Genomic DNA, 15256 nt, shown 5'->3' on the forward strand with positions numbered 1-15256 from the left:
CGGTGGGCGCAGCAGGGTGCCTCTCAGCGTCCAGTGCCAACAGCGGGATTGTCGTTATATTAGAATAGGCGCATATTATCGTAAGCCGAAGCCATGCTCCGGTTGAACCGCCCGTTGGCTGTGATTGCCCGGGCGGTCCAAAGACCAGGTCAAATGTCAGGAAAAAGAAGGCAAGTCCGGGCCGCCCAGGTGATCGGGCAGCCCGAGACAGTGATATTTGGAGGAGATTCCCATGAAGGTTACCATATTGGCGAACTACGAACCCAATGCCGCCAAAGGGCTGATGCAGGGATCGAACCGGGAAGCTGCGGTCCAGGCGCTTTTCGAAAGCGTCGGCGGCAAGATGAACAGTCTAGTGTTTACACGCGGCCTCTATGACGTCGTCGTCAATGGCGAGGTGCCGGATCAGGTTGCGGGGATGGGCATGACGCTTGCGGTGCGGGCAAGCGGTTCGGTGCGAGACCTCGTCGTCCTCGAGGAGCTCGACATGAAGGCGGTGATCGCGGCCGCCAACAAGGCTGCCGGCGTCTACAAGCCCGCCGGCTGACCCGTCTGACGAGGCAGCATGGGGCGGATCGAACGTACCCGTGCTGCCGGTTCGCACATGACAGCATCCGGCAACCGAGGATGCGCCCGCACGGTGGATGCCGCCCAGGAAACATGCAGCGCTCCTTGGCTAGAACAGGATTGCTGCTCAAACCGATCGGAGGAAGCCATGACCGCCTACAATGTAGTCCGCTTTCGCACCAAGCCAGGCCAGGAAAAGGCCTTCGTCGACGCGCATCAGAAGATCTCGCTGGACGCCAACGGCTTTCGCAAGGGCGCCCTGATCAAGACCGGCGAACGCACATTCTGCTTTGTCGGCGAATGGAGCGACATGGACAGCCTCGCCGCGGCGCGCCCGATGATGATCGGCATTCTCGACACGTTCCGCGATATGCTTGAGGATCTCGGCGGCGATCTCGGCGTGACGGACCCGGTGTCCGGGACGGTCGTTGCGGAAATAGGCTGACGAAGCCGCCAATTGGCGATGACCGGGCCGCGAGGCGCGCCCGGCTCCTCAGAGCGGTTCGGGGCAGAATCGCCGAGCCGCTCTAACCATTTGTTTTTACGCAATTCCGGACGGACGGCTACGGCGAAGTCGCCGAGCCCGACCGTTGCACACTTTTCCTGGAATTGCTCTCAGAACGGCAGCCGGATCTCGTTGTCCTGAACGGAATCAGGCCAGCCGATGTCCTTGCGGATTTCCGGCGGCAGGCCGTTCAGTTCGCGCGTCGTCCTGCGGCGCTCGCTCGCCTGCGCAAAGGCGGCGCGGATGCGGCTAAAGCTCTTAAACATCGGGACCTCCACAAGGCAGCGGCAGAAAGATCGGCCGTTCACCGAGCGCCGCTTTTGAGGTGCGTCTGTAACCAGTCGATTGCGCACGAACGGTGAAATGCTTCACGAAGCCCAAGCGGCCTGAAACATATGCATGCGAACTAATTGGGGGATCGCAGAGGTACGAGCGCCATGCCCACCCCGGGCTGCGTCACCCCCGATATCGGATGCTTCATCGGCTGATGCGTAAGCTCACGCCCGTGATAGGATATTTTATCGCGCCATGCTAATTCAGTCAGATGTTTCTTCTGAGCTTATACTTTGTGGCAGTCGCCGCCCCGTATGCTGCTGAGCGCCTATTCTTCGCGAGAAGATTTGGGCTCTTTGCGGTTCTATTTTGGCTGCTCATCTTTCAATCCGGCGTTTTATTCGCCGGTGAAATCATCCTCGAAAATCACTTAGACCAATCAGCGCCCAGTTGGGTTAATTCCGTTGGCCTTGCGATTGGAACATTCGCCTACCTGACGATTGGCTTGACGCCAATCACTGCCGTCATAGCTGCATTGGGGTTCGGGACAGTGATCGCAGCCAAGTGGTTCTTGGGAAAGCTTGGGGAAGATTCAGACTGATCCATTCGCCGCCCCGACACCTCGCCGCCGCTCAACGCGCCGCCCAATTGCCTTTCAGCCCGGTCGGCCCGGCCTCCCTGACGATGACCTCGCGGTGCGGATAGGGGATGCCTATGCCGTTCTCCTTGAACGTATCCCACAGCGCCAGCAGCACCTTGCCGCGCACATTGGTCAGCCCCTGCTGCGGATCGCGGATCCAGAAGCGCAGGACGAAGTTGAGCGAGGAATCGCCGAACCCCGTCAGCCAGCAGACCGGCCGCCGGTCGGCTTCGACCCGGCCGACGCTGATCGCGGCCGCTATCGCCAGTTCGCTGACCTTATGCGGGTCGGCGTCGTAGGAGACGCCAAAGTCCACGTCGAGCCGCACGAGATTGTCGCTGAACGACCAGTTGATGACCCTTCGAGTGATGAAGTCTTCGTTCGGGATGAGATATTCGCGGCCGTCGCGCGTGACCACCGAGACGAAGCGCGCCCGCAATTCACGTATCCAGCCGAATGTGCCTTCAAGCGAAATGGTGTCGCCCGGCTTGATCGACTTGTCGAGCAGGATGATGATGCCGGAGACGAAGTTCGAAACGACCTTCTGCAGCCCGAAGGCGAGACCGACGCCGATCGCGCCGGAGAAAACCGTCAGCGCCGTCAGGTCGACGCCGACGGCGGAAAGGGCGACAGCGCCGGCAACCAGCACCAGGCCGATCTTCGCCACCTTTCCGACAAGGACGCGGATTGAGGGTGTCAGTTCCTCGGAGATGCGGACACGCTCATCGACATAGTTGCCGATGACCACCGCAAGCCAGACCGTGGCGACCAGCAGCAGCGCCGCCTTGAGCAGCACGAGGACCGAAAGGCGGATGGCGCCCATGGGGATGGCGAGGCTGTCCAGCACCGCCGCGGTCTCGTCACTGACGCCCAGGATGACAAGCGCCGCATAGATCCAGATCAGCCAGCCGAGCAGGCGGGCGACGAGGCGGTTGTGGACGACGCGCGACAGCACCGACGCGACAAGCCACGCAAGCGACAGCGAAAGCGCGACATGGACGAGGTAGGTGTGGCTTGGCCACACGAAAGGGCGCATGAAGTTGAGCGCGGCGACCAGGAAGAGCGCGAAAAGAATCCAGTCGGTGCGCCGCAACAGGGCGATCACGACCCTCAGCAGTCCGGGGTGACCCTTGATCTGGCGTGCCCGGTCCTCAACGAACGGCTCGACGCGTCGCCCGGCGAGCCTGGCCGCGAGAAACAGGGCCAGGATAATAGCGAGCTGATAGAGGAGCCACGGCGTGGCGGCATAGTCGAACCATCCGCTGGACCAGGCCAGCGCTCGAGTGATGGCGTCGCGAACATCCATTGCCACACGCCCATCATGCACGGGCTAACAACCCAGAGTCCGCCTTCGTCCCAAGGCCCGTTTCAGGACCGCGGCCGGCAGCTATGCGCCGGCCTAGCTGGCACGTCGCCGTTTGTCCGGCGAACCCTTGCGTTGATCCTCGTCGTCAATCTCGCTCATCGCCTGTTCCCAAAAGCGCAAGTCGGCGCCCTCGGGCTTTCCTTCTTTTTCCCAAAGCTCATAGGCGCGCTGGCGGATGCGTTCTTCCCTGGTCTGTTCAGCCATGGATTCCTCCCGATCTCTGTTTCACCAGAAGGAACGTCGGCGCCAGCGAAACGATCCATGCGAAGGCTCTGCAGTGGCCAATTTTCTCGGCGCAGCGTCCGCCCCTCACCCGATCATCGCGCCATCCCTGGCAATCGCCCTGCCCCCACGATAGACCGTGCGTTCTCTCGGCACAGCGACCACCGCCTCCGGCACATGCTCGGCCTTCAGCGCGACGAAATCGGCCTTGGCGCCGACCGCGATGCCGTAGCCCTCCAGCCCCAGCGCTTTCGCGCCGGCATGGCTCGCCACATCCCAAGCCGCCTCCAGTTCGCGGTCCTCGTAGAAGCCGGAGCGGTAGCCGATCATGTTGGCGCGGTTGAGCATGTCGCCATCGCCATAGGGCCACCAGGAATCGCGGATGTTGTCGGAACCGGCAAAGACCGTGACGCCCGCCTTGCGCAATGCCGCCACCGGCGGGAAAGCATGGTTGCCGGGAGCGTTGCTCATGATGGCGACGCCTGAGGCGGCGAGCATCTCGCCGGCCCTGGCCAAGGTGTCGGCGGAAATGTCGCCCAGCGCGTAGGCGTGGCTGACGCCGACTTTTCCCTGCATGCCCAGCGCGGTGGTCCGCGCGGCGATCTCCTCGATCTCGAACAGGCCGAGCGTGCCTGCGTCATGCAGATGGATATCGACGCCGACGCCGCGCTTTTCGGCAAGGCCGAAGACCACGTCGAGATGGCCCTTCACGTCACGGTCGAAGCTCGCCGGGTCGAGCCCGCCGACGAGATCGCAGCCGAGTTTCAGCGCCTCGTCCAGTAGCTCGGCCGTGCCGGGCGAGGACAGGATGCCGCTCTGCGGAAAGGCGACGAGCTGGATGCCGATCAGCTCGCGATAGTGTTCGCGCACGGCGAGAATCGTCTCGACATGTTTCAGCCCGACCACGCCGTCGACCATCACGTGACTGCGCATCGCAAGGCTGCCATGGCCGATGCAAAGCTCGAGCTGGTTTTTCGCGCGCTCTTCCATCGGCGCGGCCTGGGCGAGGTTTTGCATCTGGAAGGCGACGCGCTCGCGCACGTCGAAGCCGGTGGTGCAGGGAATATGCGGGCGCCAGGCATCGCCATAGAAGGACGTGTCGAGGTGGATGTGGCCCTCGACGAAACCCGGCAGCACGAGTTTTCCGGCAAGGTCGATGGCGCCTGGCGGCGGGGTTGCCGCTTTGGCGGCGGGGGTGATGGCGCGGAAACGGCCCTCGGTGACGGTGAGGTCGGCCAGCGAGTCGTCGGCGAGCCTGGCGTTGAGAAACTGGTGCAAGATGCGATCCGTTCGAGGTGAATGCATCACTCGTCGCCGCTCGGGAAGCGGAGGTCAATGCGGAAGGGGATAGAAAGTGTTTCGTCGAAGCCGCCGAATTCCTCGCTTGTGGGCAGATTGCGCGCCCGATCGCCTTCGCAACCGCCGCCGTTAACCTTAATCTCACATGCCGGTGGGGAAGTCCGTGCTCCCTGCCTATTCCGCTTTCGCGGAAGTTTCCGCGCGAAAAAAATGTGCCATAGTACAGTCTGCGGTATGAGGCCGCCGTGGTCGACGCGGACGCCCAAGCACATCCCCAACAATGTCGCCCCCAACGGCCGCGTCGACCATGAACTGAACGGCGATCTGACCCGGGTCGCCGTTTTGTTCTGGGCAATCAGGCTTGCGTCCTGGCGTATTCCGCGACCAGCTCCTCATATTCCTCGAAGGCCGGCAGGGCCGCATAACTGTGCACGGCGAGCGTCGTCGCCCAAGGCAATTTCTCGCTGGTCCAGGTTTCGATGAAGGGCGTGAACCAGGCAGGGTCATCGAGCATGGTCGGGCGCAGATTGACGAACCAGTCGAGCCCTTCCGGCCGGGTAAACATCCAGCTCATGCAGTAGCCGCAGAAATAATGTTTCGAGGCGCCGTGCAGGCCGCCGATCACCGGCTCGCCCTTGGTGATCTCGAAGCCTTGCGCGGGAATGGCGGCGCTCAGCGAATAGGCGCTGGACGACATGCGCTGGCAGCCGGTGCAGTGGCAGGCCATGGTGAGCAAAGGTTTCGCCGAAATCTTCAGGCGCACGCGGCCGCAGCGGCAGCCTCCTTCAGCGGGCAGGGAAAGGGTTGGCACGGTGGGGCTCCTTGGGTTGGTTTCCCCCTTCTCCCCTTGTGGGAGAAGGTGTCGCCGAAGGCGACGGATGAGGGATGCTGGACGGAGTGAGGCGATGGAGATCCTGGCGCCTCAACAGCAGGCGCCTCGTTTCTTCCAACACCCCTTGCATGTTGGGACAGCGGCTATTTGTGCAAGATAGCTGCACTCCCCGACAGATGGCCGTCCGCCGGGGAGTGGACGGATGGGACCGTACACCCCTTGGCGTGAACCGCGGTTGAGCAAGGTCCATTCGTTCTCGCACGGGTCCTGAACAGATGATGGGGAGCAAGTCCCGCATGCAAGGCAAGGTATTGTCCGAACCGAATGCGATGCTGGCAGTCTATGCCGGCATCGACGTGTGTAAAGAGTGGCTGGATGTGTACGTCCATCCGGTCGGTCAGGGTTTTCGCGTGACCAATGATGGTTGTGGCCTGCGGCGGCTGAAGCGCCAGCTCCAAAGTCTTGCGGTGAGGTGCGTGATCATGGAGGCGACGTCCAAATATCATCGTGCGGCGCAGCGCTCGCTGCACGAGGCCGGATTGCACGTGGCCGTCGTTAACCCGCTGCGAGCTCGGCTGTTCGCAGAAGCCTGCGGCCAGCTTGCCAAGACCGACAAGATCGACGCCCGGCTGCTGGCCTTGATGGGAGTTGCACTCGATCCGTCGGAAACGGCGCCTGCTTCACTTGCGATAGAGTTACTGCAGGAGATGGTTGGCGCACGCAGTGCCGCCAGCGCCGAGCGTACCGCGCTCATCAACCGCTTGGCGACGTTCAAAAGCCCCTTCCTGCGCGCTGAACTCAACCGCAGGCTCAAAGCGCTTCAGAGCCATATCGTACGTCTCGAAGCCGAGATTGGACGCTTGATCTCGGCTGATCCCGTACTTGCCCGACGCTATACCATCTTGATGTCGGTCCCGGGCATCGGGCCGGCCACCGCCGCCACCCTCCTTGCCGGCCTCCTCGAGATGGGTACGCTCAACGCCAAGCAGGCGGCCATGCTGACGGGGCTCGCTCCAGTCGCCCACGATAGCGGCCCGCACGTGGGACGCCGCGCAATCAAAGGCGGACGCAAGGGCGTCAGAAACGCCCTCTACATGGCTGCTCTGTCAGCAAGTCGTTACAACAACGATCTTGCCGTGTTCGCCTCCCGGCTGCGCAACGCAGGCAAGCCCGCAAAGATCGTTCTCGTCGCCGTTATGCGAAAGCTCGTCGTCATGGCCAATGCGCTCATCACACAAGACCGTACCTGGAGCCCAATCGCTCCTTGACAACAAACACAGATGCTCATCCGTCTCAGCGCTATCGCGCCGATCCACCTTCTCCCACAAGGGGAGAAGCAGAAGAGCGCTCAGCTTTCCACCAACGCAGCCGTCGTCGTCATCCGCGCGCCCTGCTCGGCAAAGGCGTCGTTGTGCCGCGCGATGATGTCGGGCGCTTTCTCCTCTTGCGAATCCAGCGTCGAATGCGCGTCGGAGACCACGGTGACGCCGAGCCCCTCGGCAAAAGCACCCTTGACGGTGGCAGCGACGCAGAAATCGGTCTGGGCGCCGATGAGCACGACGTCCTTAGCACCCTGCCCTGCCACCCATTCGGCAAGCGCCGCGTTGGAGAAAGCATTGCCGACCGTCTTGCCGAAGGTCGGCTCGTCGGCGGCCTGGCCGAGTTGCGGCCACACCGGCCAGCCGGAAGCGCCCGGAGCCAGCGGATCGCCCGCCGGCCCGTCATGGCGGACGAAAGCCACCTTGCGGCCGGAGCGGCGCGCCCAGTCGATCAGTTTTCGAGCGCGCTCGGCGATCGTGTCCGCGTCGTGAATCGGCGGATCGAAGCGGCCGTCGAACATGCCGGTCTGAAGGTCGATGACGATGAGCGGAGCGGCGGCGGAGGGAGCGGTGTTCGGCATGGCGCGAGGATAGCGTGGGTGGAGGATGGGTCAAGGATGGGGCAGCGCCGCAGGTACCATTGTCGAGTCGAGGCGAACAATCCCCAGTTGAAAAGTGATAACATTACAACTACTTTAAGCCGAGTGATTGGGCGGAATGTCTGGGGAAATAACAATGAATCAACAATGCAGCGTATTCCTGATCGGGGCAGACGCCGGCGAGGACGAGCAGGCGTTGTTCACGCTGCAAGATGTGGGAATCAAGTGCCGGCTCACCTGTAGCTATCGGAACAAGGTCATCGAGGCGGAAGAAGACGACTATTTCGAAGCGTTGTGCCAAATCCGCAAGCAGCTCGAAGTCGAAGGGATACTGCCCTTTTGTTACGGCGCGAGCTGCAACGTTTTCCCTGAGGGGACCGTGACCGAGATGAGTCGTGGATTGGTGGTCTGCAAGGTGAAAACAGGGGAACACCCTAACAAGAGCAATTTAGTCAATATATTTGACCAGGGCTATGATGTGGTTCCCGTGTTCGTCCACATGCAGCAGAAGTTTTGGGATACATGGCTCGCCTCCCTGCCCCGATCGCAAGGCTCAGAGATGACGACCACAAAGGTCGGCGCTGCGCCCTCACTCTGGCGATTACTAACACTTGGCTTCGCTAAAGTGTTGAAATCGCTATCTCCCCCACCAAAGGAAAGATAGCACCGCCACCCTACGACATCAGCGGCATCGGGCCCTTCAGCGCCTCGGCCAAGGCGTCGCGGAACACTGCGATCGGCCGCGCGAGCCTTCCGGCCGGCGGGCGGTGGAGCAGCCAGCAGCGCACCTGCGGGCGGAAGCCGGGGCAGTTGACCACCTCGACCACGTCGCGCCACGGGCTGCCCGACAGCGCGCCGGGGGTTACGACGCCGATGCCGTGGCCGCGCGCCACCAGCGACATACGCAAGTCGGCCCCCTGCGCCTCGACGCCGACATGGAAGGGCAGCCGCGCCAGCTCGAAGCGGTGGCGGATGAAGGCGCGAAAACCGCAGCCGGTCTCGTTCAGCACCCAGGGGTAGCGCGCAAGATCGGTGAGCTCGGCCGGCTTCGGCACGCCGAGGCTTGGCGAGGCCACCAAAAGCACCGACTGCACGCCGAGATCGTCGCCGACCAACTCGGGCGGCGGCGCGACGCCGTCGGCAAGGCAGACGGCGACCGCGTCGATCTCGCTGTGCAGCACCTGCTCGACCAGGCGCGGCGACAGGCTGGAGGTGATCTTGAGCGTCAGTTGCGGGAAGGCGGCGCGCAAGCTGTCGAGCGGCTCGGACAGCGCGCTGGTCGAGAGATAGGGCATGATGCCGAGGCGGAACTCGCCCCTCACCTCGCCGGCTGGCGAGACGCTGGCCTTCAAATCCTCCAGCGAGCGCAGCACACGGCGGCCATGCTCATAGGCCTCGCGGCCCGAAGCGGTCGGCTTCAGCGGCTTCGACTGGCGGTCGAGCAAGGGCGTGGCCAGCCGCTCCTCCAGGCTCTGGATGCGGCGCGTGACACCTGGCTGGGTGAGATTGAGCCTGGCCGAGGCGGCGACGATGGAGCCGGTCTCGATGACGGCGACGAAGGCTTCGAGGTCATGGATGTTCATGCGTAACTCGCATAATCATTATCGTGTTAATTCAATTGTAGCATTATGCTCGATCGCAATAAAGTCCTCGGCAGATATGCGAGCCACGAGGATTTTTCATGCACGGAACCAACAATGCCGAAGTCGCGGCGGCCGAGTTCGCCGAGCGACCCCGAGCCGGCGAGAGCACCGGGGCCATCACCCGATCGCAGACGCTGCTGTTTGCCGCTTCGGTCGGCATCATCGTCACCAACCTCTTCGCGCCGCAGACGCTGGTCGGGCTGATCGGCCCGTCGCTGGGGGCCGCTGCGTCCGAGAGCGGGCTGGTCTCGATGGCCACCCTGCTCGGCTATGCCGCCGGGCTGTTCTTCCTGGTGCCGCTGTCGGACCTCGTCGAGAACCGCGTGCTGGTGCTGCGCATGCTTTGCGTCGCCGCAGTTGCGGCGGCCGTCGCGGCGTTCGCGCCCTCTGCCGCTTCGCTGCTCCTCCTGCTCTTCATCCTCGGCGCCGCCTGCTCCTGCATCCAGGTGCTGGTGCCGGTCGCGGCCTCGATGGCGCCGCCCGGACAGGACGGGCGCGTCATCGGCGATGTGATGAGCGGCCTGATGATCGGCATTTTGCTCTCGCGTCCGCTCGCCAGCCTTGTCGCAGACGCCTTCGGTTGGCGCGCCTTTTATGGCATCAGCGCCGGCGCGCTGGCGCTGCTCGCCATGCTGCTCGGGCTCGCTCTGCCCCGGCGGCGGCCGCTGGCAAATGCGAGCTACGCGGCGCTGCTCGCATCGCTGTTTGAGCTGTTGCGCGAGGAGCCGGTGCTGCGCCGTCGTGCGCTGACGGCGAGCCTTGTGATGGCGGCCTTCAGTGTATTCTGGACGGCGGTGGCGCTACGCCTTGCAGCACCGCCCTTCGATCTCGGCCAGCGCGGCATCGCGCTGTTCGCGCTGGCCGGTGCCGGCGGCGCGGCGGTGACGCCGCTCTTCGGCCGCGCCGGTGACCGCGGCTTCACGCGACCGGCGACGATTGCCTGCCATCTCGGCCTGATCGCGGCGCTCGGCCTTGCGGCGTGGGCGGGCGCGGCCGAAGCCGGCGGCACATGGGTGCCACTCATCTTGATGGGCGCAAGCGCCGTGCTGCTCGACATCGGCGTCACCGGCGACCAGACGCTCGGCCGCCGCGCCATCAACCTTTTGCAGCCCAAGGCGCGCGGAAGACTCAACGGGCTCTTCGTCGGCATCTTTTTCATCGGAGGGGCCATCGGTTCGCTGCTGGCGGGAATCGCCTGGGCATGGGGCGGATGGAATGCGGTCTGCGCGGCGGGGGCGGTATTTGGGGTTGTGGCGCTGGTGGTGGATTGGGTGAAATGAGGTGGCGCCGCCCTCACCTTCTCCCCTCGTGGGAGCAGGTGTCGCTGAAGGCGACGGATGAGGGTTCCAGAAGGAATGAGATGCAGAAATATTGAGCGATTTCAGAGCTTTACCTTTCAGCGCAGCGCTCCGTCCAACACCCCTCATCCGTCTCGGCGCTTCGCGCCGATCCACCTTCTCCCACAAGGGGAGAAGGTGAGGCGCTAGCCTATCCCGCCCGTCACCACATACGCCCCCGCCGCGCGCCCATCCGGCAGGCGCACGATGGCGGTGACGATCGAGCCGTAGGAGCCGCGCCAGACGCTGTGGAAGCCCTGATGCGTCGAGGCCGGCACGACGACCCTGCCGGTATAGCGGTTGCCGCTCGCCTGCATATGGACCGACTCGCCGTTGAGATGGACCTTGACGACGGCGACATCCGGTCCTGCCTCGCTTGCATCGATCTCCAGCGTGATCGCGATCTCGTCGGTGTCGCCGGCGCGGGTCGTCTCGGCAGTCAGCATTATCGTAAGCGGCACATCGCCAGCCGGACCCGGCGCGTCCCGGCCCTCCACAAACACATCGCCCGCCAACGGCGGCGTGCGCGGCGGGACGGTGCGGCGCTTCGTGGCGCGCTCGTAGTCGCCGGCGAAGCGCAGCAGCGCCGCGTCGTCATAGGCCTTGCCGGCAAAGGTCAGCCCGACCGGCATGCCGATATCGGCCATGGTGCCCATCGGCACCGTCACTGTCGGGATGCCGAGATGGCGCCAGACGAGATTGCCGTTGGCGACCCAGGTGCCGTTGCGCCAGGCGAGCGCGGCGGAGGTCTCGTTGACGTCGGCGTCGGCGGGCCCAACATCGGCGGCGGCCGGCAGCACCACAGCGTCGAGCCCGTTTGTGTCCAGCCAGTCCTCGAAATCGACGCGGCGCGTTGCCTCCAGCCCCTTCAGCCCCGCCTCGATGGTGGGAATTTTTTCGAGCGGCGTCACACCTCGCCTGGCGCGCTCGACATACTCCGCCAGATCGAAGCCGTCGTCGCCGTAGCGGTCGGGCAGCGCGCCCGGCGGCTGCGGGAAGATCTTTGGGCCGTCGACCGCGGCGAGATCGGGAAGGACCGGATCGGCATTGGCGCGCAAAAAGTCGTCCCAGGACCAGATGGAGAGATCCCAGATCTCGCGCTCGGCAAACGCCGCCGGCACCAACCCGCGATCGACCATGGAGCGCGCGCCCGGCCGGTCGCGCTCGTAATTCGAGACGACGGGAAGATCGACCTCGACCACTTCCGCGCCGAGCGCCTCCAGGTCGCGCGCCGCCTGTCGCCAGAGTTTTAGCACCGAGGCGCGGGTCTCGATCGGCCGGTCGGCGCCTTCGTCCCTGCCGATATACATTTTCGGCACGCCGAGCCGCTTGCCCTTGAGCACGCCTTGCAACGCCAGCCGCTTGTAGCTTGCCGGCCTGAATTCGGACGCCTTCGGGATCGGCACTGAGCGCTGTACCCGCCAGAAGTCGCCGCGCGTCTCTTCGTCGTCGGCGACGATGACGTCGAGCAGTTCGAGCATGTCGGGCATGCTGCGCGTATGCGGCACCACTACGTCCATTGTCGGCACCAGGGGCCAGTTGCCGCGCACCGAGATCACGCCGCGCGAGGGCGTGTAGGCGACGAGCGCGTTGTTGGAGGCCGGCGCGCGGCCGGACGACCAGGTCTCCTCACCGAGCCCGAAGGCGGCGAAGCTCGCCGCTGTCGCCGTGCCCGAGCCGTTGGACGAGCCGGAGGCGAAGGCGGCGGTGAGGTAGTCCGCATTGTATGGGCTCTCGGCGCGGCCATAGACGCCGCGCTGCATGCCGCCATTGGCCATCGGCGGCATGTTGGTGAGGCCGACGAGCACGGAGCCCGCGGCGCGCAGCCTGGCGATGGTGAAGGCGTCGTCGGTGGCGACTAGATGCTCGAAGGCCGGCGAGCCGGCGGCAACCGTCAGGCCCTTCGCCTTGTAGCTGTCCTTGGCGGTGTAAGGGATGCCGTCGAGCGGTCCGAGGGTCTTGCCCTGGCGCCAGCGCCGGTCGGAAGCCTCCGCCTCCTCGAACATCTGTGGATTGAGGATGGGCACGGCGTTGAGCGCGATGCCGTGCCGGTCGTAATGGGCGATGCGCCTGAGATACGCGCCGACCAGTTCGACGCTGGTGACGGTGCCTTCCTCCAGTGCACGGCGCAGATCGGCGATCGAGGCTTCGACGAGGTGGAGGGTGGGCATGATTGCGGGCGAATTCCTTTGCAGAGGCTGCGTTCCGTCACACCCCCCTCTGCCCTGCCGGGCATCTCCCCCGCAAGGGGGGAGATTGGCTGGCGCGCTGGCTTCGCCAATCGCCGGCGTTGCAGGAATGGTGGCGCCGCCAACGCTGATGATCCCGTTGCGGGGCCCATTTGAGGGAGATTACGCGCTCAGCCGCTCTTACCAGTTGTCAATTGCAGGCATCTCAGCTCACAGCGTTTTGCTATCGAACTGACCGTTTTCCTTCATGAGCTCGATATAGGTCTTGGCCTGGGCGTTGCCGTGCTCGGCCGCCTTGAGGAACCACTTGGTTGCTTCCAGGTAGTTCGGCTTGCCGTCAATCCCCCGAAAGTAGAGCGTACCAAGGCTGAACTCGGCATCGACATTGCCAGCCTGGGCTGCCTCAAGCCACCAGGTCTCGGCGGCCTTGTCGTCCCTGGCGACGCCTACGCCGTTTGCATATGCGTAAGCCAGGCTGAGCTTCGAATTTAGATTTCCCTGCCGTGCGGCCTTGAGCCACCACGCAATTGCATTCGCCTTGCTCTCCGAGACACCGGTACCCGTGGAATAGGCGTTCCCGACTGCTTCCTCGGCCATCGCGTTGCCCTGCTCAGCAGCCTTACTCAACCAAGCGAGTGCCTGGGCGTCGTCCTGTTTGACGCCCTGTCCCAATCCATACATCGTGCCGATATTGTATTGCGCGACGGCATGCCCGTTGACCGCAGCTTTCATCCACCACTGGAAGGCCAATCCGCCATCCAGGGCAAATCCGCGACCTTCATGGTACAGAATGCCAAGCTGGTACTGGGCGTCGGCATTGCCTCCGTCGGCGGCCATTTGCGTCCATTTGGCGGCCAACCCGTCGTCCTGCTCGATTCCTTCGCCGAGCAAATAGGCCCGGCCAAGATTATAGCCGGCTTCGGCATTTCCTGCCTCGGCACCCTTGCGCCACCAGATCGCGGCTTGAGCGTAGTCCTGCGGAACACCGGCGCCGACGGCATACATCCCGCCGAGCGCGGATTGCGCTCGGGGGGTGCCTTGATCCGCTGCCTTGTTCATCCAGTAGAATGCCTGGGCGTCGTCCCTGGCAACGCCATTTCCCGTGCGATACGCGTTTGCGAGACTGTACTGTGCCACCGCAACGCCGCTGGCCGCGGCCTTCGTCCACCATTTGACCGCCAACCGGTCGTCCCGAGCAACGCCGAGGCCTTGGTGGTACAGAATGCCGAGTTGACCTTGAGCGTCCGCGTTGCCTGCGTCCGCGGCTTTGAGCCACCAGACTGCACCATCCCGGCTGCTCTGGGCAACGCCCCTGCCCTTCAAGTACGCATTCCCCAGCGACAACTGTGCTTCGGCGTTGCCTTGCTCCGAAGCTTTGCGCCACCAGGCAACGGCTTGAACATCATCCTGCCGCACGCCCATACCAAGCCAGTACATCGTACCCAGGCTTGATTGTGCTAAGGGGTCACTCTTGTTGGCCGCCCTGCTCGTCCAAAGGAATGCCTGGGCATCATCCTTGCCGACGCCCTTTCCAGTGGCATACGCGGTGCCGACATTGTATTGCGCCTGCGCGACACCATCGGCAGCGGCCTTCATCCACCATTGAAATGCAAGGCTGTCGTTCTGTGTCAGGCCTTCACCCAGATGGTAGAGAACGCCGAGCATGTACTGGCCGTCGGCGTTTCCCAGATCCGCAGCCTTGCGCGCCCAGGTGGCGGCAAGCTGGCTGTTCTTGTCGACACCGAGGCCGAACTTGTAGGCCTTACTGAGAACATAGGCGGCCTCCGCATGCCCGTTGTCGGCCGCCCTGCGACTCCATGTCGCTCCAATTTTGTCGTCTTTCTTGACGCCAAGGCCATAAAAGTAAGCTTGGCCAAGACTGTACGCGGCCTCGACACTTCCCGCATCAGCAGCCTTGCGCCACCAGTAGAGTGCCTGCTCGTCACTCTTGCTCAGCCCGTGGCCCTGTGAGTAGAGGACCGCGAGCTGATACTGACCATTTGCGTTGCCTTTATCCGCCGCCTTTCGCGCCAAGCTGGCGGCGAGCTGGTCCTCCCTCGCGACACCGCGCCCAAGAGAGTAAGCTTGGCTAAGGGCGGCTTCGGCCTCCGCATTTCCACCGTCCGCGGACTTACGCCACCAGAAGACTGCCCTCTCGTCGTTCTGTGCGGTTCCTTGGCCGCGCCAATACATCGTGCCGAGATAGCCCTGCGAATCCCGGTTGCCCATGTTCGCCAGTAACGACAACTGATGGAACTCTTCGTCATAGTCCTTGGCTAGGGCGGCAGCTTGCATTTTTCTTATGGCCGACCATTGTACGTAGTAGTTTCGCGCCGGCCAAAACAGCACGAAGGCTGTCAGCGATATCAGGATGATTGGAAAGAGTCTTCGGCGACGCCGCGCAGGCGGGCTGAAAACAGTCATATCCGCTTCAAGCGGCCGGTCGTTATTGCTCACTGCCCCAA

Annotated in this window: 15 protein-coding genes; 6 read left to right on the forward strand and 9 right to left on the reverse strand. The window is 63.7% G+C overall.

Annotated features, from left to right (window positions below; genetic code table 11):
* Window positions 1–232 precede the first annotated feature (232 nt).
* On the forward strand, window positions 233–547 hold the full coding sequence (locus tag EJ070_RS29700; RefSeq protein ID WP_126094544.1) for a GYD domain-containing protein: 315 nt from the start codon (window positions 233–235) through the stop codon (window positions 545–547).
* Window positions 548–715: 168 nt separating this feature from the next.
* Window positions 716–1012 carry an antibiotic biosynthesis monooxygenase gene (locus tag EJ070_RS29705; protein WP_126094545.1) on the forward strand — a complete coding sequence of 99 codons (297 nt, stop codon included), beginning with the start codon at window positions 716–718 and terminating at the stop codon, window positions 1010–1012.
* Between the two features lie 170 nt (window positions 1013–1182).
* On the opposite strand, the gene EJ070_RS29710 is transcribed toward EJ070_RS29705, so the two are convergent.
* Entirely contained in the window at window positions 1183–1338 is a 156-nt protein-coding gene (locus EJ070_RS29710) for a DUF1127 domain-containing protein (RefSeq protein WP_126094546.1), read from the reverse strand.
* A 302-nt stretch (window positions 1339–1640) separates the two neighbouring features.
* Here EJ070_RS29710 and EJ070_RS29715 point away from each other — a divergent pair, with 302 nt between their 5' ends.
* A complete protein-coding gene (locus EJ070_RS29715; protein ID WP_126094547.1) occupies window positions 1641–1946 on the forward strand; it encodes a hypothetical protein in 306 nt (101 codons plus the stop codon).
* Between the two features lie 31 nt (window positions 1947–1977).
* Here EJ070_RS29715 and EJ070_RS29720 read toward each other — a convergent pair whose 3' ends face one another.
* From EJ070_RS29720 to EJ070_RS29735, 4 genes are all read right to left on the reverse strand, one after another.
* Window positions 1978–3291 carry a mechanosensitive ion channel domain-containing protein gene (locus EJ070_RS29720; protein ID WP_126094548.1) on the reverse strand — a complete coding sequence of 438 codons (1314 nt, stop codon included), beginning with the start codon at window positions 3289–3291 and terminating at the stop codon, window positions 1978–1980.
* A gap of 93 nt (window positions 3292–3384) precedes the next feature.
* Window positions 3385–3555 carry a DUF2934 domain-containing protein gene (locus EJ070_RS29725; protein WP_126094549.1) on the reverse strand — a complete coding sequence of 57 codons (171 nt, stop codon included), beginning with the start codon at window positions 3553–3555 and terminating at the stop codon, window positions 3385–3387.
* A 105-nt stretch (window positions 3556–3660) separates the two neighbouring features.
* Window positions 3661–4878: an amidohydrolase family protein gene (locus tag EJ070_RS29730; protein ID WP_126094550.1), complete on the reverse strand. Its 1218-nt coding sequence runs from the start codon at window positions 4876–4878 to the stop codon at window positions 3661–3663.
* Window positions 4879–5227: 349 nt separating this feature from the next.
* Window positions 5228–5683 (reverse strand): GFA family protein, encoded by a 456-nt coding sequence (locus EJ070_RS29735; protein WP_126094551.1) that lies wholly within the window; start codon window positions 5681–5683, stop codon window positions 5228–5230.
* Window positions 5684–6000: 317 nt separating this feature from the next.
* Between EJ070_RS29735 and EJ070_RS29740 the strand changes: the two genes are divergently transcribed.
* Complete coding sequence (locus EJ070_RS29740; RefSeq protein ID WP_126094552.1) at window positions 6001–6972, forward strand: IS110 family transposase; 972 nt, start codon at window positions 6001–6003, stop codon at window positions 6970–6972.
* An 80-nt stretch (window positions 6973–7052) separates the two neighbouring features.
* On the opposite strand, the gene EJ070_RS29745 is transcribed toward EJ070_RS29740, so the two are convergent.
* Window positions 7053–7604 (reverse strand): isochorismatase family protein, encoded by a 552-nt coding sequence (locus tag EJ070_RS29745; protein ID WP_126094553.1) that lies wholly within the window; start codon window positions 7602–7604, stop codon window positions 7053–7055.
* A 154-nt stretch (window positions 7605–7758) separates the two neighbouring features.
* On the opposite strand from EJ070_RS29745, the gene EJ070_RS29750 reads away from it, so the two are divergent.
* Window positions 7759–8286: a hypothetical protein gene (locus tag EJ070_RS29750; RefSeq protein ID WP_189350126.1), complete on the forward strand. Its 528-nt coding sequence runs from the start codon at window positions 7759–7761 to the stop codon at window positions 8284–8286.
* Between the two features lie 10 nt (window positions 8287–8296).
* Here EJ070_RS29750 and EJ070_RS29755 read toward each other — a convergent pair whose 3' ends face one another.
* Window positions 8297–9205 (reverse strand): LysR family transcriptional regulator, encoded by a 909-nt coding sequence (locus EJ070_RS29755; protein WP_126094554.1) that lies wholly within the window; start codon window positions 9203–9205, stop codon window positions 8297–8299.
* A gap of 98 nt (window positions 9206–9303) precedes the next feature.
* Here EJ070_RS29755 and EJ070_RS29760 point away from each other — a divergent pair, with 98 nt between their 5' ends.
* The gene (locus tag EJ070_RS29760) at window positions 9304–10545 is read left to right on the forward strand and encodes an MFS transporter (RefSeq protein WP_126094555.1); all 1242 of its coding nucleotides are present in this window, start codon (window positions 9304–9306) and stop codon (window positions 10543–10545) included.
* A gap of 203 nt (window positions 10546–10748) precedes the next feature.
* On the opposite strand, the gene EJ070_RS29765 is transcribed toward EJ070_RS29760, so the two are convergent.
* Window positions 10749–12773: an amidase gene (locus tag EJ070_RS29765; RefSeq protein ID WP_126094556.1), complete on the reverse strand. Its 2025-nt coding sequence runs from the start codon at window positions 12771–12773 to the stop codon at window positions 10749–10751.
* 228 nt (window positions 12774–13001) lie between these two features.
* Window positions 13002–15248, reverse strand: a complete 2247-nt coding sequence (locus EJ070_RS29770; protein WP_126094557.1) for a tetratricopeptide repeat protein — start codon at window positions 15246–15248, stop codon at window positions 13002–13004.
* Between the last annotated feature and the right edge of the window lie 8 nt (window positions 15249–15256).

The organism is Mesorhizobium sp. M1E.F.Ca.ET.045.02.1.1 (genome assembly GCF_003952485.1).
In the GTDB taxonomy this organism is placed as follows: domain Bacteria; phylum Pseudomonadota; class Alphaproteobacteria; order Rhizobiales; family Rhizobiaceae; genus Mesorhizobium.